The organism is Arthrobacter sp. A2-55, assembly GCF_025548615.1.
Classification (GTDB): Bacteria; Actinomycetota; Actinomycetes; order Actinomycetales; family Micrococcaceae; genus Specibacter; species Specibacter silviterrae.
On sequence record NZ_JAJLOZ010000054.1, the window covers coordinates 14816 to 33839 of the forward strand.

The 19024-nt window shown below is 65.6% G+C and carries 16 protein-coding genes; 5 read left to right on the forward strand and 11 right to left on the reverse strand.

Annotated elements, in window-relative coordinates; translation table 11 throughout:
• Positions 1-10 precede the first annotated feature (10 nt).
• The 3 genes from coxB to LPN03_RS14535 form a co-directional block, all read right to left on the reverse strand.
• Positions 11-880 carry a cytochrome c oxidase subunit II gene (gene coxB / locus LPN03_RS14525; protein ID WP_165183382.1) on the reverse strand — a complete coding sequence of 290 codons (870 nt, stop codon included), beginning with the start codon at positions 878-880 and terminating at the stop codon, positions 11-13.
• Positions 881-1064: 184 nt separating this feature from the next.
• Positions 1065-1451: a HesB/IscA family protein gene (locus tag LPN03_RS14530; protein WP_165183381.1), complete on the reverse strand. Its 387-nt coding sequence runs from the start codon at positions 1449-1451 to the stop codon at positions 1065-1067.
• Positions 1452-1598: 147 nt separating this feature from the next.
• A complete protein-coding gene (locus tag LPN03_RS14535; RefSeq protein WP_165183380.1) occupies positions 1599-3035 on the reverse strand; it encodes a dipeptidase in 1437 nt (478 codons plus the stop codon).
• Between the two features lie 82 nt (positions 3036-3117).
• Here LPN03_RS14535 and LPN03_RS14540 point away from each other — a divergent pair, with 82 nt between their 5' ends.
• Both LPN03_RS14540 and LPN03_RS14545 read left to right on the forward strand, forming a co-directional pair.
• Positions 3118-3717, forward strand: coding sequence for a DUF3043 domain-containing protein (locus LPN03_RS14540; protein ID WP_165183379.1), 600 nt, complete (start codon positions 3118-3120; stop codon positions 3715-3717).
• A gap of 129 nt (positions 3718-3846) precedes the next feature.
• Complete coding sequence (locus LPN03_RS14545) at positions 3847-4851, forward strand: aldo/keto reductase family protein (protein WP_165183378.1); 1005 nt, start codon at positions 3847-3849, stop codon at positions 4849-4851.
• 122 nt (positions 4852-4973) lie between these two features.
• On the opposite strand, the gene LPN03_RS14550 is transcribed toward LPN03_RS14545, so the two are convergent.
• Positions 4974-6041: a quinone-dependent dihydroorotate dehydrogenase gene (locus LPN03_RS14550; protein ID WP_262454787.1), complete on the reverse strand. Its 1068-nt coding sequence runs from the start codon at positions 6039-6041 to the stop codon at positions 4974-4976.
• Between the two features lie 87 nt (positions 6042-6128).
• On the opposite strand from LPN03_RS14550, the gene LPN03_RS14555 reads away from it, so the two are divergent.
• Both LPN03_RS14555 and LPN03_RS14560 read left to right on the forward strand, forming a co-directional pair.
• Positions 6129-7802 (forward strand): FAD-binding dehydrogenase, encoded by a 1674-nt coding sequence (locus tag LPN03_RS14555; protein WP_165183376.1) that lies wholly within the window; start codon positions 6129-6131, stop codon positions 7800-7802.
• Entirely contained in the window at positions 7799-8905 is a 1107-nt protein-coding gene (locus tag LPN03_RS14560; RefSeq protein WP_262454788.1) for an alpha/beta hydrolase, read from the forward strand. Before LPN03_RS14555 ends, LPN03_RS14560 begins: the two co-directional genes overlap by 4 nt.
• On the opposite strand, the gene LPN03_RS14565 is transcribed toward LPN03_RS14560, so the two are convergent.
• The 3 genes from LPN03_RS14565 to leuA form a co-directional block, all read right to left on the reverse strand.
• The gene (locus LPN03_RS14565; RefSeq protein WP_262454789.1) at positions 8902-9648 is read right to left on the reverse strand and encodes an isoprenyl transferase; all 747 of its coding nucleotides are present in this window, start codon (positions 9646-9648) and stop codon (positions 8902-8904) included. The two genes, LPN03_RS14560 and LPN03_RS14565, sit on opposite strands and share 4 nt — an antisense overlap.
• Positions 9649-9733: 85 nt before the next feature.
• On the reverse strand, positions 9734-10486 hold the full coding sequence (gene recO / locus LPN03_RS14570; RefSeq protein ID WP_165183373.1) for a DNA repair protein RecO: 753 nt from the start codon (positions 10484-10486) through the stop codon (positions 9734-9736).
• 40 nt (positions 10487-10526) lie between these two features.
• Complete coding sequence (gene leuA, locus LPN03_RS14575; RefSeq protein ID WP_165183372.1) at positions 10527-12266, reverse strand: 2-isopropylmalate synthase; 1740 nt, start codon at positions 12264-12266, stop codon at positions 10527-10529.
• Between the two features lie 260 nt (positions 12267-12526).
• Between leuA and LPN03_RS14580 the strand changes: the two genes are divergently transcribed.
• Positions 12527-14485: a M13 family metallopeptidase gene (locus LPN03_RS14580; RefSeq protein ID WP_262454790.1), complete on the forward strand. Its 1959-nt coding sequence runs from the start codon at positions 12527-12529 to the stop codon at positions 14483-14485.
• Between the two features lie 60 nt (positions 14486-14545).
• Here the strand turns inward: LPN03_RS14580 and LPN03_RS14585 are convergent, their stop codons facing one another.
• The 4 genes from LPN03_RS14585 to ybeY all read right to left on the reverse strand — a co-directional run.
• Entirely contained in the window at positions 14546-16135 is a 1590-nt protein-coding gene (locus tag LPN03_RS14585; RefSeq protein ID WP_262454791.1) for an LCP family protein, read from the reverse strand.
• Between the two features lie 118 nt (positions 16136-16253).
• Positions 16254-17219 (reverse strand): GTPase Era, encoded by a 966-nt coding sequence (gene era / locus LPN03_RS14590; RefSeq protein ID WP_262454792.1) that lies wholly within the window; start codon positions 17217-17219, stop codon positions 16254-16256.
• On the reverse strand, positions 17212-18567 hold the full coding sequence (locus LPN03_RS14595; RefSeq protein ID WP_262454793.1) for a hemolysin family protein: 1356 nt from the start codon (positions 18565-18567) through the stop codon (positions 17212-17214). Before LPN03_RS14595 ends, era begins: the two co-directional genes overlap by 8 nt.
• A partial coding sequence (gene ybeY, locus LPN03_RS14600; protein ID WP_262454794.1) for an rRNA maturation RNase YbeY occupies positions 18564-19024 on the reverse strand: 461 nt, incomplete at its 5' end. The genes ybeY and LPN03_RS14595, both read right to left, overlap by 4 nt.

A 19024-nucleotide genomic window follows, 5' to 3' on the forward strand; every position in this document is an offset into this window, starting at 1 on the left:
CCTCTTCCCCCTACTTCTTGTTCAGATTCGGATTGCGGTCGTACGCATTGCCAAGCGTTCCGGTCTGGCCCTTGTCCTTGAGGGACGTAAGGTAGGCATCGAAGTCGGCTTGTGAAACAACCTTGACATTGAAAAGCATTTCGGAGTGGTACTCGCCACACAGCTCGGCACATTTGCCGTCGTACTCGCCCAGGGCGGTCGGCGTCAGGTCCATGTAGTTGGTTTTACCGGGAATGACGTCCAGCTTGGTCAGGAAGGCCGGAACCCAGAAGGAGTGGACCACGTCGCGGGAATTGAGCTGCAGTTCAACCGTGCGGTTGACGGGCAGGTACAGGGTGGGCAGCTTCGACTTGTCGAACGGCTTGCCGTCCAGTTCAGCCTGGACACCCGTGGAGTACACCGACTCCTTGATGTCGTTGCCCTGCATGTAGTTGAAGTCCCAGGCCCACTGCTTGGCCCGGACATCAATGGTGACATCAGGGTTGTCCACCCGAGCCGTAATCGACTTTTGCTCCACGTCGGTGAAGTGGAAGAACACAAAAACCATGAACAGCGGCACCAGCACATAAAAAACCTCCAACGGGAGGTTGTAGCTTGTCTGGCGCGGGAAACCGACGGCATCCTTGCGGCGGCGGTAAGCGATGATGCACCAGATGATCAGTCCCCAGGTAATGAGGCCGATGATCAAAACGGTGATCCAGGTGTTGACCCAAAGGTCAATGATGCCCGCGGTGTGATTGGTGGTGTCACGTTGGCCGGGCATCCAGCCATTCTTATTCTCTGCCGTACATCCAGACAAAGCTAACGCCCCGGCAATTGCCAACCCTGCTATGGGGATGACTTTTGCGCGTCGGCTGCCGGTTCGGTCCTGCGAACTCACAGACGGCCCTTCCTCTTGTTACTGCGCACCGGGCCCGTCAGGGACGGGAGGTGCGAAACGGGTTTTACTACTCGATGTAGAGCTTACCGCCACGGCACGCAAAATGCGTACTAAACCCACCGTGCGTCGGCGGCAAATTACTCAATTTCGCTCGATCGCCCCACACCGGGACAGCAGGCTTGGATTAGTGGAACGAATCCCCGCAGGCACAGGAGCCGCCGGCATTCGGGTTGTCAATGGTGAAGCCCTGCTTGGAGATGGTGTCCTCAAAGTCAATGCTGGCACCGTCGAGGTACGGAACGCTCATCTTGTCGATGACAACCTCGACGCCGTCGAATTCACGCACTGCGTCTCCTTCGAGCAGGCGCTCGTCAAAGTAAAGCTGGTAAATCAGCCCCGAGCATCCGCCGGGCTGGACAGCCACGCGCAGGCGCAGGTCGGTGCGGCCTTCCTGTTCAAGCAGGCTCCGGACCTTGCCGGCAGCAACGTCGCTGATGAGCACACCGTGGGCGGGCAGGTCGGCCACCGCGACATTGGCGGCGGAGGTTACTTCATTGGCATTTGCGGTCATGGCGTTTCCTTACGTGGGTTACAGATACATGCTACGTCGGGCCCGGCAGGGGCGCTAACTGTTGCAACCGCGCACCTGCCGGATGTGTTCCCCGCCTCAGTGGGCCACATGGCGGCCAGGTCTCCCGTGGCCGCCATGCGGGTGGCGCTAGCTCCCCGCCCTGCCCGGGCGGTTCATGGCTGCCAGCAGCAGGGCTTCTGCCACGATGGCCTTCTCAAAGTCGCCCAGGTGCAGGGACTCATTGGCGCTGTGGGCCCTGGAATCAGGGTCCTCCACGCCGGTCACCAGGATCTGCGCCTGCGGGAACACCTCATTGAGGTCGGCAATGAAGGGGATGGACCCTCCCATGCCGCTTTCCACTGCTGGCACGCCCCAGGACTCCCCCAGCGCCCACATCGCAGTCTGGGCCGCCGCCGCGCTGGTATCCGTGGCGAATGCCTGCCCGGACTCCCCCGGGGTGAAGGTGACCTTGGCCCCGAAGGGCGCATTGGCCTGCACGTGGGCGTCGATGGCGGCCATGGCTGCCTGCGGATCCTGTCCCGGGGCCAGGCGCAAGCTGAACTTTGCCCGCGCCGCGGGCAGCAGGGTGTTTGAGCTCAGGGCGACGGAGGGGATGTCCATGCCGATGATGGACAGTGCGGGCTGGGTCCACAGGCGGGAGGTGATGCTTCCCGTACCGGCCAGCCGGACGCCATCAAGGACTGCTGCGTCCCGCCGGAATGTCGCCTCCGGGTATTCAAGCTCGCCCGGGCTCCCGACCGTGAGCCCGGCAATGGCGACGGAGCCGGAGTCGTCGTGGAAGGTGGCAATCAGGCGGGCCAGCAGCGTCGGTGCGTCCAGGACGGGGCCGCCAAACATGCCCGAGTGGACGGCGTGCTCCAGCACGCGAACTTCCACGGTGCCGTCAACCAGCCCGCGGAGGCTGGTGGTCAGCGCCGGAACACCCACCTGCCAATTGGAGGAGTCGGCCACAACAATGACGTCCCCGGCGAGCAGTTCGTGGTGGGTTTCGAGGAAGGAACGGAATGTGGGCGAGCCGGCCTCCTCCTCCCCCTCGATGAACAGCGTCACACCCAGGCCAAAGTCGCCGCCCAGCACCTCGGTCAGGGCACGCAGGGAGCCGATGTGGGCCATGATGCCCGCCTTGTCATCCGCGGCGCCCCGCCCAAAGAGGCGCCCGTCCTTCTCGACGGCGGTAAACGGCTCGGTCTGCCAAAGCGTCAGGTCCGCCGGCGGCTGGACGTCATGGTGGGCGTAGAGCACCACTGTGGGGAAGCCCGGTGCCGCAGGCTTGCGGGCGACGACGGCGGGACCGCCGGGGGTTCCGTCATCCTTGTTGACGCGCAGGATCTGCACATCCGACACGCCCGTGGTGCGGATGAGGGCCGCGACGGCTTCGGCCGAACGGTCCAGCTGCGAGGCATCAAACGCGTCCCAGGCAATGCCGGGTATCGCCACGAGGTCCACCAGTTCGGACACCGTGGCCCGGAAGCTTCCGGCCACGCTCTGGCGCAGTTTTTCAACGGGGATTCCGGCGCCCGGAGCGGCGGCGGAAGGAGAAGTGAGGGGGGATTCTTCAGTCATATGTGCCACCCTACCGCCGCCCTGCCGACGCCGCTAAAGGTGCCGGTCCTGCCATGGGCCGCCAACGCGGTATCCTTTACGGGTGTTTGGACGTAAGAAAGATGAAGCCGCTGACCTGCAGGTAACGCCTGCCCCTGATGCCCACGGTGACCACTCCCGGGACCCCCAGTCCAAGAAGGGTGCCCCGACGCCGTCGCGCAGGGCCCAGGAGGAGGCCCGCAAACGCCCCCTGGTCCCCAATGACCGGGCGGCCGCCAAGGTGGCAGCCCGGGACGCGCGGCGCGAGGAACAGGCCCGCATGCGCCGTGCCATGGACACCGGCGAGGAACGCTTCCTGCCTGCCCGCGACAAGGGCCCTCAGAAGCGGTTCGCACGCGACTGGGTGGACGCCCGCTTCAGCCTGGGTGAATACGTCATGTTCGTGGCGCTGGCCATCGTGGTGGCGTCCATGGTCTTCAACAACGTCAACATGCAGATTTACATCTTTGTCTTCTTCTGGGTGCTGGTTGCAGCCGTGGCAGTCGATGCCTGGCTCATGTCCCGCAAGCTCAAGGGCAAGATCATGGACAAGTTCAAAACTGTCGACCACGGCGTTATCTGGTACGGAACCATGCGGTCCCTCCAGTTCCGCCGCCTGCGCCTCCCCAAGCCCATGGTCCAGCGCGGGGAGTACCCCAGCTGACCTCCTCCGCTCCTCCAGGCTCCCGACGCGCCGGCCCTTCCCAACGGAAGTGGCCGGCGTCGTAGTTTCGGAGCGAAGGCTAGCGCCGTCACGGCCGCTAGCGCCGTCACGGCCGCTAGGCTTAGGCCTATGGAATATCGTTACCTTGGCCGCTCGGGCCTGAAAATCACTGAAATCACCTACGGCAACTGGCTCACGCACGGCTCACAGGTGGAGAACGACGTCGCCACCGCCTGCGTGCGGGCCGCGCTCGACGCCGGCATCACCACTTTTGACACCGCCGACACCTACGCGAACGGCAAGGCCGAAGAGGTGCTGGGTGCGGCGCTGGCCGGCCAGCGCCGCGAGTCGCTGGAAATTTTCACCAAGGTCTACTGGCCCGTGGGACCCAAGGGGCCCAATGACACCGGACTTTCGCGCAAGCACATCATGGAGGGGATCAACAACTCCCTGCGCCGGCTGAACATGGACTACGTTGACCTCTACCAGGCACACCGCTTCGACCACGAAACACCGCTTGAGGAAACCATTGCCGCGTTCGCCGACGTCGTGCGCTCAGGCAAGGCGCTGTACATCGGTGTCAGCGAATGGACGGCCGATCAGATGCGCCGCGGGCAGGAACTTGCCCGCCAGGCCGGTTTCTCGCTGGTCTCCAACCAGCCGCAGTACAACGCCCTGTGGCGGGTCATTGAGCCCGAAGTCATCCCCGCGGCGAAGGAATTGGGAATGTCGCAGGTGGTGTGGTCCCCCATGGCGCAGGGCCTGCTGTCCGGCAAATACCTGCCCGGTCAGCCCGCACCGGCCGGCTCGCGCGCCACGGACCAGCACGGCGGGGCGAACATGATCAGCCGCTACCTTGAGGATTCCATCCTGGAAAACGTGCAGAAGCTGCGCCCCATCGCCGACGGGCTGGGACTGACCATGGCCCAGCTCGCCATCGCCTGGGTGCTGCAGAACGACAACGTCGCCACGGCCCTGGTCGGCGCCTCCCGGCCCGAGCAGGTGGCGGAAAACGTCAAGGCCTCCGGGGTGAAGATTCCGGCCGAGCTGATGGCCGCCATCGATGACGCCCTTGCCTCGACCATCGAACGCGACCCCGCCAAGACGGTCAGCCCGGCCAGCCGGCCGGCGTAAAGAGACGTCCCGGGGCAGGAGCCGGCATTTTTTGTAGGCGACGTAAAGGAGACACCTAAGGCCGCCCGCGGCCGTGGTGTCGGATAGTCGCCGGAAAAATGCCGGGCCTGCCCCCTGTTGTACTACTTCCGCAGCTTGGCCAGCTCCCTGTTGATGCGGGCGGCCCAGAACGGGCCTTCGTAGAGGAAGGCCGTGTAGCCCTGGACAAGGGTGGCGCCGGCGTCGAGCCGTTCCTGGACTTCGGCGCCGGTTTCCACCCCGCCCACCGAGATGAGCGTGAGCCGGTCCCCCACAATGGACTTGAGTTGGCGGAGCACCGCCAGTGACCGCGCCTTCAGCGGCGCCCCGGAAAGGCCGCCTGCACCCTTTTCCGCCACCAGCTCCGCAGGGCTTGCCAGGCCATCGCGGCTGATTGTGGTGTTGGTGCAAATGATGCCGTCCAGCTTCAGGTCCAGGGCCAGGGCCGCCACGTCCGCCACGTCGTCGTCGGACAGGTCGGGGGCAATCTTCACCAGCAGGGGCACATGGCGGCCGGCCGCGGAGTCGGCAGTTTCCCGCACACCCGACAGCAGGGGGCGCAGTGTTTCCACATTTTGCAGCAGGCGAAGTCCCGGGGTGTTCGGCGAGCTGACGTTGACCACCAGGTAGTCGGCTGTGGGGGCCAGGGTGCGGGCACTGACCAGGTAGTCCCCCAAAGCGTCCTCAAGCTCCACGAGCTTCGTCTTGCCTATGTTCACGCCCACCACGGGCCGCACGGAAGGGTACGCCCTGCCCAGCTCGGCCACGGCGCCGGCGAGGCGGGGTGCGACGGCGGCAGCGCCGTCGTTGTTGAATCCCATGCGGTTGATCACTGCCCGGTCCTGGACCAGCCGGAAAAGCCGTGGCTGCGGATTGCCCGGCTGGGCCCGGCCCGTAATGGTGCCGACCTCCACATGGCCGAAGCCGAGGTTGGCAAGGGCGTTGATGCCCCGGCCCTCCTTGTCGAAGCCCGCGGCCAGGCCAAAGGGTGTGGGAAACGTCAGGCCCAGCGCCTCCGTCTGGAGTGTCGGGGACGGCGCGCACAGGCGGCGAAGCACGCCCCCGGCCCCCACCCGGTGGGCCGCCTTGATCAAGGTAAATCCGATCTTGTGGGCCCGTTCGGCGTCCATCCACGAGAAGCAGACACGGAAGAAGGTGGGGTAAAGTCGCATGCCCCTAGTTTTCCGTCTTGGCGGCCCATCTGCAAAACGCCCGGGACCACGCTGCAGGCGAATGCCGGCTGGGGATACCATGGCGGCATGGAGAGCAACGGTGCCGCAGCAAGGATTCATGCCGACGTCCTGGTGGTTGGCGCCGGCCTGTCCGGGCTGGTGGCCGCCGCTGAGGCCTACAATGCCGGGCGGAAGGTGGTGGTGCTGGACCAGGAGCCGGAGGCGTCCCTGGGCGGCCAGGCGCACTGGTCCTTTGGCGGGCTCTTCATGGTGGATTCGCCGGAACAGCGGCACCTGGGCGTGAAGGATTCCGTGGAACTGGCGTGGGGCGACTGGCTCGGTTCCGCCGGCTTCGACCGCCCCGCCGATGAATGGCCGCGGCGCTGGGCCGAGGCGTATGTCAACTTTGCCGCTGGCGAAAAGCGGGCGTGGCTCCATGCACTGGGGGTGCGCTTCTTCCCGCTGGTCCAGTGGGCGGAGCGCGGCGGCTATGACGCCCAGGGCCACGGCAACTCGGTGCCGCGCTTCCATGTGGTGTGGGGAACGGGCCCCGGCATTCTGGAACCGTTCCTGTCCAAGGTGAAGGAAGGCGTGGCTGCGGGGCGCGTGCAGCTGCTGTTCCGGCACCGGGCCACTTCGCTGACGTTCGACGGCGGCACAGTCACCGGGGTGGCCGGTCAGGTCCTGGAGCCCTCGCATGTTCCCAGGGGCGCCGCCAGCAGCCGCGAGCCGGTGGGTGAATTCACTGCCCTGGCGGACGCCGTGGTGGTGACAACCGGCGGGATCGGCGGCAACCACCACATGGTGCGCCGCCAGTGGCCGGGCGGAAACAGCCCCGGCTTCATGCTGACGGGCGTGCCGGCGTCGGTGGATGGCGAGTTTCAGCAGGTGGTGGCCGGCAGCGGCGGGAGCCTGGTCAACACCGACCGCATGTGGCATTACCCCGAGGGCATCCACAACCCGGACCCGGTGTGGCCCAACCACGGGATCCGCATTCTGTCCGGGCCGTCGCCGCTGTGGCTGGATGCCACGGGACACAGACTGCCGGGGCCGCTCTTTCCCGGTTTTGACTCGCTGGGAACTTTGCGCCACCTTGGCGCCACGGGCCACGACCATTCCTGGTTTGTGCTCAACAAGACCATCATCAGCAAGGAGTTCGCGCTTTCGGGTTCGGAACAAAACCCGGACCTGACGGGCAAGGATGTCAAGCTCCTGGCCAGGCGGGCTTTGCCGGGTGCCACGGGACCGGTGCAAAAGTTCATCGATGCCGGCATTGACTTCGTGCAGGCCGGCACCCCGCAGGAGCTGGCGGAAAAGATGAACACGCTGGTTGGTTCGGAGCTGATTGACCCCCAGGGGCTGCACGACACCATCGCGGCCCGCGACATGCAGGTTGCCAGCGGCCTGGGCAAGGATGCCCAGGTCAACGCCATTCGCGAGGCACGCCGCTTTGCCACAGACAAGCTGATGCGCGTGGTCCCGCCCCACGCCATGATGGCGCCCGAGCACGGCCCCTTGATTGCCGTCCGGCTGAGCACCCTCACGCGCAAGAGCCTGGGCGGGCTGCTCACGAATCTCAACAGCCAGGTGCTGGACGGCGGCGGCTCCCCCATCCCGGGGCTGTATGCCGCCGGTGAGGCGGCCGGCTTTGGCGGCGGCGGCATGCACGGCTACCGCTCCCTGGAGGGAACCTTCCTGGGCGGGTGCCTGTTTTCGGGCCGGTCCGCCGGCCGGCACGCAGCCGGCGGTCCCTCCGCATGACGGATGCGTCCCACACCTGGCGCCCCGACTTCCTGGGGCCCGACTACAGCGCCCTGCGGCTTCAGGTGCCCCGCGCCGACGGCACGGCCCGGCGCGCCACGCTGGTGCGGCACCGCCCGGGTGGCGGGTTGCCGTCCCCAGCGGCCCGCCGGGGCGCCCCCGCGCATACTGGTGCCGGGGGAACATCCAAACAAAACAGCACAACCGTGCTATATATCCACGGCTGGAGCGACTACTTTTACAACACCGGCCTGGCGGAGTTCTTCACGGGACTGGGCTACTCCTTTTACGCGCTGGACCTGCACAACCACGGCCGCAGCCTGACCAGCCCCGAACTGGGCGGCTATGTTGACAACCTCTCCGACTACGACGACGAGATCACCCTGGCCCACGCCGTCATCAGCGCCGACGCAGCCCAGCTTTCGGGGGCGGGGCCGGATGCGGGGGCAGGGCCGGATGCCGGCGAAGGGCCGTCCGGCCCCGGAGTGCCCCTGGTCCTCATGGGACACTCCACGGGCGGGCTCATTGCCGCCCTCTGGGCCAGCCACAACCAGGGCTCCGTGGCGGCGCTGGTGCTCAACAGCCCTTGGCTGGAGATCCAGGGCGGGGCCGCAATCCGGAGGGCCGCCACTCCCTTGGTCCATCCTTTTGCCGAATTGCGGCCCCTGACCCGGATGCGTGTTCCTGAACGCACCTTCTATTGGCGGGGCATCAGCAACGAAGCCCACGGGGAATGGCCGGTGGACAGGCGCCTGCGCCCTCCGCAAGCCTTTCCGGTCCGGGCGGGCTGGATGCGGGCCATCATGGCCGCCCAGCGTGAGGTGGCGGCGGGCCTCGACCTCCACGTTCCGGTGCTGGTCCTGCTGTCTGCCAAGAGCATGCTGGGGCCGGTGTGGAGCGACGCGATGCTGGCAGCCGACGTGGTGCTGGACGTGCGGTCCCTGGCACTGCGTGCCGTGTCCCTCGGTGACAGCGTTGCCATCGAGAGGATCAGCGGCGCACTTCACGAGGTGTTCCTGTCACGACAGGCTGTCCGGGAGGACGCCTACCGCCGGCTCAAGCGCTGGCTGTCCGCCTACAACGCAGGCTGCGACCCCGACTAACGCGGTTGCTTGGAAGCCGCGGCATCCACCGCCCCGCCATAACGGCGGTCCCGGCGCGCATATTCGTCCACGGCAGCCCAGAGTGTCCGGCGGTCCACGTCGGGCCAAAGGGTGTCCATGAAGACGAACTCCGCATAGGCGCTTTGCCACAGCAGAAAGTTGGAGAGCCGCTGTTCGCCGCTGGAGCGCAGAAACAGGTCGACATCCGGCACGTCCGGCTGGTACATGTACTTTTGCAGCGTTTTTTCCGACACTGCCCGGGGGCTGAGCCTGCCGGCGGCAACATCGGAAGCCAGCGCGGCCACGGCGTCTGAGATCTCGGCCCGGCCACCGTAATTAACACACATGGTCAACGTTATGACGTCATTGTCCCGAGTGTGCTCCTGGGCAACTTCCAGTTCCTTGATGACCGATCCCCAGAGCCTGGGCCGGCGCCCGGACCAGCGGATCCGCACCCCCCAGGAATCAAGGCGGTCACGCTGGCGTCTTAGTACGTCCTTGTTAAATCCCATCAGGAAGCGCACCTCTTCAGGCGACCGCTTCCAATTCTCGGTGGAGAAGGCGTAGACGCTGACATACTTGATGCCCAGCTCAATGGCCCCGGCCATGACGTCCAGCAGGGCCGGTTCCCCCGCCTTGTGGCCCTCGATGCGCGGCAGCCCGCGCTGGTTGGCCCAGCGGCCGTTGCCGTCCATGACAATGGCCACGTGCCGGGGCACCAGCTCCGCCGGAATGGCAGGCATGGCAGCTCCCGAGGGGTGTGGCCACGGCGCGGTGACTGGCGGCTTCGAACCATGCCGGCTGCTGCGGGGGGTTGCTGCCACGGTTTTATACACGCTCCACGAGTTTGAGGGAACGCACGGTGCGTTCCAGGTGCCATTGGACATATCCGGCCACCAGGCCGGCGGCTTCCCTGCGGTGGACCGGTTCCGAGGCGTCGGCCCCGGCCCAGTTGCCGCTGAGCAGCAGCGCCAGCAGGGACATGGTCTGGGGTGCCGGGGACAGTGATCCCGGCGGGCGGCAGTCGTGGCACACGGCGCCGCCCAGCGAGGCGTTGAACGCGCCGTGGGGGCCGGGCTCGCCGCACCGTGCGCAGTCGCCAAAGCTGGGTGCCCAGCCGGCGATCGACACGGCCCGCAGCAGGTAGGAGTCCAGGATGAGTTCCGGGGCATGGGCGCCCCGGCTCAGGGACGCCAGCGCGCCCACCAGCAGCAGGTAGTGGGCCGTGGACGTTTCACCGTCGACGTCGGTCAGCCGTTCGGCAGTCTCCGTCATGGCGGCGGCAACAACATACTTGTCGTAGTTGTTGGCTATCGCGTCCCCGTAGCTTCCCTTGGCCACCGCCTGGGCCACGATGTCCAGGGTGCGGCCCTTGACCAGCTGCAGGTCCGCCACCATGAACGGTTCCAGCCGGGCACCAAACTTACTGCTGGTGCGCCGCACGCCGCGTGCCACAGCACGAAGCTGCCCGTGGTGGCGGGTCAGCAGCGTGATGATCCGGTCTGCCTCACCCAGCTTGTGGGTGCGCAGCACGACGGCGTCATCGCGGTAGGTGCGGGCGGCGAAGGATTGCTTGGACACCCCTACATTCTCCCACCATCCGCACCGCGAAGGCTGCTTCCTAGAGCCTCGCGTCGCGCACGGCGCGGTTCACGGCAGAGATGACCGCCTTCAGCGAGGAAGTGGAGGTGTTCGCATCGATGCCAACGCCCCAGAGCACGCGCTCACCGACGGCGCACTCAACAAACGCCGCCGCACGGGCGTCGCCGCCCTCGCTGAGGGCATGTTCGGAGTAGTCCAGCACCCGCACGTCCACACCGTCCTCGCCAAGGATTGCCAACAGCGAGGCAATGGGCCCGTTGCCCGTTCCCGTGCGGGTGGCCGTAACGCCGTCAATGGTCATTTTGGCCACCAGCGTCATTTCGCCGTCGTCGTCCGTGGAGGTGGTGAAGGAGCCAATCCTGTAGCGGCCCCAGGCATCATTCGACACTTCTGCCGGCAGGTACTCGTCGGTGAAGATGTTCCAGAGCTCGGCGCCGCTGACCTCGCCGCCTACGGTGTCGGTGCGCTTTTGGATGACGCCGGAGAATTCAATCTGGGCGCGGCGCGGCAGGTCCAGATTGTGCTCGTTCTTGAGCAGGTAGGCGACCCCGCCCTTGCCGGACTGGGAGTTGACGCGGATCACGGCCTCGTAGCTGCGGCCCAGGTCCTTGGGATCCACCGGCAGGTACGGCACGGCCCAGACGTGCTGGTCAACTGCCGTCCCCGCGGCATTGGCGTCCGCCTCGAGTGCCTCCAGCCCCTTCTTGATGGCGTCCTGGTGGGAGCCGGAAAATGCCGTGAACACCAGGTCCCCGCCGTACGGCGTGCGTTCGGCCACGGGCAGCTGGTTGCAGTACTCAACCGTGCGCCGGACGTCGTCAATGTCGGAAAAGTCGATCATGGGGTCAATGCCCTGGGTGAACATGTTCAGCCCCAGGGTCACCAGGTCCACGTTGCCGGTCCGTTCCCCGTTGCCAAACAGGCAGCCTTCGATCCGGTCCGCACCGGCCAGGTAGCCCAGTTCGGCGGCAGCCACGCCGGTGCCCCGGTCGTTGTGCGGGTGGAGGGAGAGGATGATGCCCTCCCTCGGGTGCAGGTTGCGGCTCATCCACTCGATGGAATCGGCGTAGACGTTTGGGGTGGCCATTTCAACAGTTGCCGGCAGGTTGATGATGACCTGCCTATCCGCCGAGGCCTCAAAGATGTCCGCGATGGCGTTGCACACTCGCAGCGCGTACTCGGGTTCGGTCCCGGTGAACGATTCGGGCGAGTATTCGTAGGTGATGTGGGTGTCGGCCAGGCCTTCCTCATACTTCTTGCACAGGCGTGCGCCCTGAAGGGCAATGTCCAAGATGCCGTCCTCATCCTGGTTGAACACAACACGCCGCTGCAGCACAGACGTGGAGTTGTACAGGTGGACAATGGCCTGCTTGGCCCCCACAAGGGACTCGTAGGTGCGTTCAATCAGGTGTTCACGGGCCTGGGTGAGGACCTGGATGGTGACGTCATCGGGAATATGGCCGCCCTCGATCAGGAGGCGGACAAAGTCGAAGTCGGTCTGTGAGGCCGAAGGAAAGCCGACCTCGATTTCCTTGTATCCCATTTTGACCAGCAACTGGAACATCTTCATCTTCCGGCCCGGGCTCATGGGATCGATCAGCGCCTGGTTTCCGTCCCGCAGGTCAACCGCACACCAGCGCGGGGCCTTCGTGATGACCTTGTCCGGCCAGGTGCGGTCGGGGAGGGAAACGGCTATCTGGTCCTGGAAAGGAATGTAGCGGTGGACCGGCATGCCTGAGGTTTTTTGTGCATTTCGCATGGAAGTGACCTTCAATCTTGTTCAACGTGTGGATGCGGGGCCGGGCAACACAAACACCGCGGCAAGGGCGGCCGTTGAACCTGCGTTGATCAATTCAACGCGGTTGGGGCCTCGCCGCGGCAGCTAAGAAGAAGCATTCCAGTGCGCACTTTTTTACCCTAGCACGGCACGTAGGATGATGGTGAAACAGCTCACGGACGTGGGAATTATGTGAAGGACCTGCCCGCAACCGTTCGAACAACAAAGGGGAACTGATTCTATTGAGCCACTCCGGCATTTCGCCAGCAAGCAATGACCTCGGCATCCGCCCCCAGGACGACCTCTACCTGTACGTCAACGGGCAGTGGCTGGCCGAGGAGACCATACCTGAGGACCGCGCAATGACCGGCGCATTCACCAGCCTGCGCGACGGCGCAGAGGCCGCCGTGCGGGCCATTATTGAAAAGGCCGGGGCGGCTGCCGGTGAGGCGGATGCACAGGGCGTGGAGGCAAAAATCGGTGCCCTGTATGCCTCCTTCATGGACGAAGCCGCAGTGGAGTCCGCCGGGGCGGCGCCACTGGCCCCGCGCCTGGAGGCGATTGAGGCAGCCACCTCCATTGCCGACGTCGTCTCCCTCATGGGCACCCTGGACAGAACCGGGGGCGATGGATTGTTTGGCCTGTACGTCAACAACGACGCCGGCAACCCGGAGCGTGCCCTGCTGCACCTCTTCCAGTCCGGGCTGGGCCTGCCGGACGAGTCGTACTACCGTGAGGAGAAATTCTCCGACATCCGCACCGCGTACCTGGCCCACATCCAGGCCATGCTGGAGCTCGCTGGCATGGCCGACGCCGGCGCGAAGGCGCAGCGCATCATGGCGTTGGAAACCGAAATAGCGGCCGCCCACTGGGACAAGGTGACGCTGCGCGACCCGCAAAAGACCTACAACCTGATGGACCGGGCCGATGCCGTGGCCCTCCTGCCTGCCCTCGAACTGTGGCTCGACGCGCTGGGCGTCACAGCCGCGCAGAGTGCTGAACTGGTGGTGGCCACCCCGGACTTCTTCCGCGGCCAGGCTCCGCTGCTGGTTTCCGCCCGGCTCGCGGATTGGAAGGCCTGGCTGTCCCTGCGCACCATCTCCGCGGCCGCGCCCTACCTGTCCGAGGCCTTCGTCAATGCCAACTTTGCCTTTTACGGCACCGCGCTGACCGGCACGCCGGCCATCCGGGAGCGGTGGAAGCGCGGCGTCGCCCTGGTGGAGGGCGCCCTGGGCGAGGCAGTGGGCCAGCTGTACGTGGCAGAACATTTCCCCGATTCCCACAAGGCCCGCATGGAGGAGCTGGTGGCCAACCTCATCGAGGCATACCGCCAGAGCATCTCGGCGTTGACCTGGATGGGCCCGGACACCATTGCGAAGGCCCTCGACAAGCTGGACGCCTTCACGCCCAAGATCGGCTACCCGTCCAAGTGGCGCGACTACTCAGCCCTGGAGATTGTCCAGGGCGAGCTGATCGGAAATATCGAACGCAGCAACGCCTTTGAACTTGCCCGGCAGCTGGCCAAGGTGGGTGCGCCGATTGACCGGGAGGAATGGCTCATGACGCCGCAGACGGTCAACGCATACTACAACCCGACGATGAACGAGGTGGTGTTTCCGGCCGCCATCCTGCAGCCGCCCTTCTTTGATGCAGGGGCCGACGACGCGGCAAACTACGGTGGCATTGGCGCCGTCATCGGGCACGAGATCGGGCACGGCTTTGACGACCAGGGGTCCCAGTTTGACGGCAGCGGCGCCCTGCGCAACTGGTGGGGCGACGCCGACCGCGCCGCCTTCAAGGAATTGACGTCCAGGCTGGTGGACCAGTACAACGCGCTCTCCCCCTCCGCAGCCCCGCAGGAAAAGGTCAACGCCGAGCTGACCCTGGGCGAAAACATTGGCGACCTGGGCGGGCTGGCGATCGCCTACCGGGCCTACCTCCTGCACCTCGACGGCGCACCCTCCCCGGAGCAGGACGGCGTGCCGGGCGCCCGGCGGTTCTTCCTCTCGTGGGCAGGCTGCTGGCGCACCAAGATCCGCCCCGAGGAGGCTGTGCGCCGCGTGGCAGTTGACCCGCACTCCCCGTCCGAATGGCGGTGCAATGCCGTGGTCCGCAACCTCGACGCCTTCCACGAGGCGTTTGGCACGACGTCCACCGACAGCCTGTGGCTGGAACCTGCGGAGCGTGTGAGCATCTGGTGAAGCACGGTGCCTTCCCCGCCGCAGCGAGGACGGCACCGGCATTGCCTGAGTTGGTGTGCGTTAGTTGGTGTAGTACAGGGGGTTGACCGTCAGGCATTCATTGCCCTGGGCCGCCGTGCTGGAGACGATGTCCTTGGGCACCACGACCTTGCCGTATTCCGTGCCGGCGGTCCAGTCGGTCCCGACCACGATCTGCAGCCCGCTGATGGCAGGGTCAGACTTGAGGGCAGTGGCAGGGATCTTGAACAGGGTGGCCATGTCCGCCGCAACGTCCGCCATGTTGGCTCCGTAGAGGATCTGCGTCTGGTTTTGTGCCGGAACGTCCCCGGCCGACACGGCCGCCGTGTAACCGGCCCCCGCCAAGGACTTGAGCAGCTCCACGGCGCGGCCCGTAACGGCGGAGGCATTGGCCACGCTGATGGGTTGGATGGCCTTGTCGTAGGCTGCCGCCGTCGGGCTGGCCGGGGCTGTCGTGGCGGGTGCCGTCGTGGCGGGTGCCGTGCTGGCACCGGCGGCCGAAGTGGCCGGGGCGGTGGTCGGCTTGGGGGCAGCCTTGGTCAGGGCGGTGTCATGCCGCAGGGCGGAGAAGAACTGGCCCGCTGCAGGTTCCATCAGCTGGACCCGGTTGGGATCCGCCACGTAGGGCTCATTGGGAACCGTGACAAAGGCGACGTTGGCCAGGTCGATTTTTGACAGCCGGGTGGCGATGGAAATCATGGCGGGAACGTTTGCCAGGTTCTCGTCAATGGTCAGGTTCTTGGTGACGACGTCGGCCAGCGTGTACAGGCGCGGCAGGTTGGTGAGGGTGCCTTCGCTCTTGACCTTGCGGACCATGGAGCCAAGGAAGTACTGCTGTGCCTTGATGCGGGCCAGGTCGCTGGAGTCGCCAAATGCGTGGCGGGTGCGCAGGAATGCCAGCGCCTGCTCTCCCTGGACCAGGCTCTTGCCCTTGGGCAGCTTCAGGAATGAGCCGTTGACGTCGTACATGGCATGGTCCACGCAGACCTCCACGCCGCCCAATGCGGAGGAGAGCTCCTTCACGGCGGTAAAGTCCGCCAGCATGAAGTGGTCAATGGTGAGGCCGGTGAGCTCGTTGATGGCGGCAACCGTGCAGCCCGGCCCGGCTGCCAGGGCCGAGTTGAGCTGGCCCATGGGCTGCGCCGGCGTCACTGTCCCGGTTTTGGCGTCGCGGCAGGCGGGGATGGGGACCATCAGGTCGCGCGGGAAGCTCGTGACGGACACCTGTGAGTTGTCAGCTGAAATGTTCATCAGTAGCATGACGTCGGAATTGCCCTGGCCGGTGGAGTCGGCGGCCGTGCCGTACTCGCTGTTTTTTCCGTCCCGCGTGTCGGTGCCCAGAATGAGGATCTGCAGGGAGCCGGTGTCCTCCTTGGTGGCCTTCTGCTGGGCGACGCCGGCGTTCAGGGGTGCCGTGGTGACGTTTTGCTGGAGGTGCATGAACAAGAAGCCGACGCTGCCGATGCCCACCACCAGGACGGCACACACGGCCACTGCCGTGATGCGCAGCCACAGCGGGGCCCTGTGGCGCGGCTTGAAGTGCCGTCCGGCAGGCTCGGCGTCCCCCTGGGGTTCAACAGGAGGAACGTTGGCAGCACCGGCTGCCGCCGTTTGTGCACGGCGTCGCCCCATGGATGGACCTTTCGCAGGGAATAAAGACTCATGCGAGTTTACCGGCGAACTCTGGGAACATCCGCCATGCCACGCCTGAGAACCCCATGAACGGCCGTTCCGGGGGCACCCGTCCGCGCTAGAACCCCAGCTTGACGAGCTGCTTGGGGTCCCTCTGCCAGTCCTTGGCCACCTTGACGTGCAGGTCGAGGTAGATCCTGGTGCCCAGCAGTGCCTCGATGCCCTTGCGGGCGTTGGTGCCCACCTCGCGCAGCCGGGCGCCGCCCTTGCCGATGATGATCGCCTTCTGGGACGGCCGTTCCACGTACAGGTTCACGCGAACGTCCAACAGCTCGTGCCCCTCCGTGCGCCCCTCGCGGGGCACGATCTCCTCCACCACCACGGCCAGGGAGTGCGGCAGCTCATCCCGGACGCCCTCCAGGGCCGCCTCCCGGATCAATTCCGCGACCATGACGGCCTCGGGCTCATCGGTGAGTTCACCGTCCGGATACAGGGCGGGCGACAGGGGAAGGTGTCCGGCAAACACCCCTGCCAGCGTCTCGACCTGGAAGTCCTCCACGGCAGAGACCGGCACGACGTCAGCAAACCCGGCTTCCCCGAACACCTCCCGTCCCAGTGCGTCCACGGCCATGAGCTGTTCGGTGACGGCCTGTCGGTCCACGGTGTCGGTCTTGGTGACAATGGCAATCACGGGCTTGTTTCCGACATTGGCCAGCTGGGCGGCAATGTACCTGTCACCGGGACCGATCTTTTCATTGGCCGGGAGGCAGAAGCCAATCACGTCAACCTCGGACAGAGTGTCTGCGACAAGGTCATTGAGGCGCTTGCCCAGCAGGGTGCGGGGGCGGTGCAGCCCCGGCGTATCCACGAGCACCAGCTGGAATGACTCCCTGTGGACTATCCCGCGTATGGTGTGCCGGGTGGTTTGCGGCTTGGCCGAGGTGATGGCCACCTTCTGGCCCACCAGGGCGTTGGTCAGTGTGGACTTCCCGGCGTTGGGCCGTCCGGCCAAAACCGCAAAACCTGCCCGAAAATCATCTTTCTTGGGGGACGGCATGGCGTCCGCACCCTTGCGCTTAGTCATGGTTGCTCCTGCGTTCTTCGTGGATGTGGGCGTCACGCAGGGGCGCGCCGCCGTCGAAAGTGTTTGGCTGTTCCAAGCTGCTGCCCGCCCGGACCGGGGGAACGGCGTAGGCAATGACATGGCTGACCCGGTTGCGTGCCGCTTCCATGCGCTCGGCCACGAGGCGGATTCCGTAGACGTCAACTGTGCTGCCCACCGAGGGGATCCGGCCTAGGCCCTTTGCAAGCAGCCCGCCCACCGTGTCCACCTCGTCATCGTCCAGTTCCTGGCCGAAAAGTTCACCAAAGTCATCCAGGCCCATCTGGGCCCGGATCCTGTACCGGCCCTGGCCCAGGCCCTGCACCTCGGGGGAAACGGCGTCGTATTCATCGGCGATCTCCCCCACGATTTCCTCGATGAGGTCCTCCAGCGTCACCAGGCCGGCCGTGCCGCCATATTCGTCGACCACGATGGCCACATGGGTGGATTCCAGCTGGAGTTCCTTCAGGAGTTCGTCGACGGCCTTGGACTCGGGCACATAGCGGACGCTGCGGGCCAGGTTTTCCACCAGGGGCCGGGGGTCGCCGCCGTCGAGCCGGTGCATCGTGGCGACCAGGTCCTTCAGGTAAAGGATGCCCAGGATGTGGTCCGTGTTTTCGCCGATGACGGGGACGCGGGAGAACCCGGAGTCCAGAAACACGTCCATGGCGGCTTCGAGCGTGGACCCCTGCTCAATGCTGCGAATGTCGGTGCGCGGCACCATGACGGCCCGCACCAGGGTCTCGCCCAGGTCGAACACGCTGTGGATGAGTTCCGCCTCGCTGTCCTCGATCATTGCCGAGTCGTTGGCACGGTCCACAAATTCCCTGAATTCCTCGGACGTGACAAAGGCGTCGTCATTGCCCGGAGCATCCTTGGACAGCAGTCCCCCCAAGGCCACAAACCAGCCGGGCATGGGGCCCAGCACACGGCACAGGAAGTGCACCAGCCAGGCGCTGCGACCAACCACGGCGGCCGAATGAAGCCGGCCGAACCGTCGCGGGGAAACCCCCACCAGGATGAATCCGATGGCAGCCATGACCACCGTGGCGATGAGTCCGGCGATCCATTCGTTGCCAAGGATCCGGACCAGAAAGAGGGCCACCGCCACGGCGGCCGCCATTTCAAACCACACACGCCAAAAACGCAGGGCATTGAGGTGCGGGAGCGGCGCCGCCAGGATTTTCGCCAGCGATGTTCCGCGGCTGTGGGCGGCAACGGCTTCCGCGTCATGCCTGGGGAAAAAACTCAGGGCCGATTCAATGGCGGTCAGCAACGCGGCAATCGCCGTGAAGAGCACCCCCATGAGCGGCAGAGCCACCGCTGTCACTGCATTGTCTCCCGGGGGGCTTCCCGGCCCAGGAAGCTGGAGAGCAGCTGGCGCTGGAGACCGAACATCTCTTCCTTTTCCTCAGGTTCTGCGTGGTCGTAGCCCAAAAGGTGCAGGACCCCGTGGGTTGTCAGGAGCAGCAGTTCCTCTTCCATGGAGTGCCCCGCGGCGGCGGCCTGTTCCTGCGCCACCACCGGGCAGAGCACAATGTCACCGAGCAGGCCGGCGGGGGTGGGCTGTTCCGTTGTGCCGGGCCGCAGCTCGTCCATGGGGAAGGAAAGGACGTCCGTGGGACCAGGCTCATCCATCCACTCCAGGTGGAGCTTTTCCATGTTTTCCACGTCCGCCATGATGATGGACACTTCCGTCTCCGGGTGGACATGCATTTGTGTCAGGATGTGCCGCACCAGCTTGACAAGTTCCTCTTCACGGACTGAAACGCCGGATTCATTGTTGA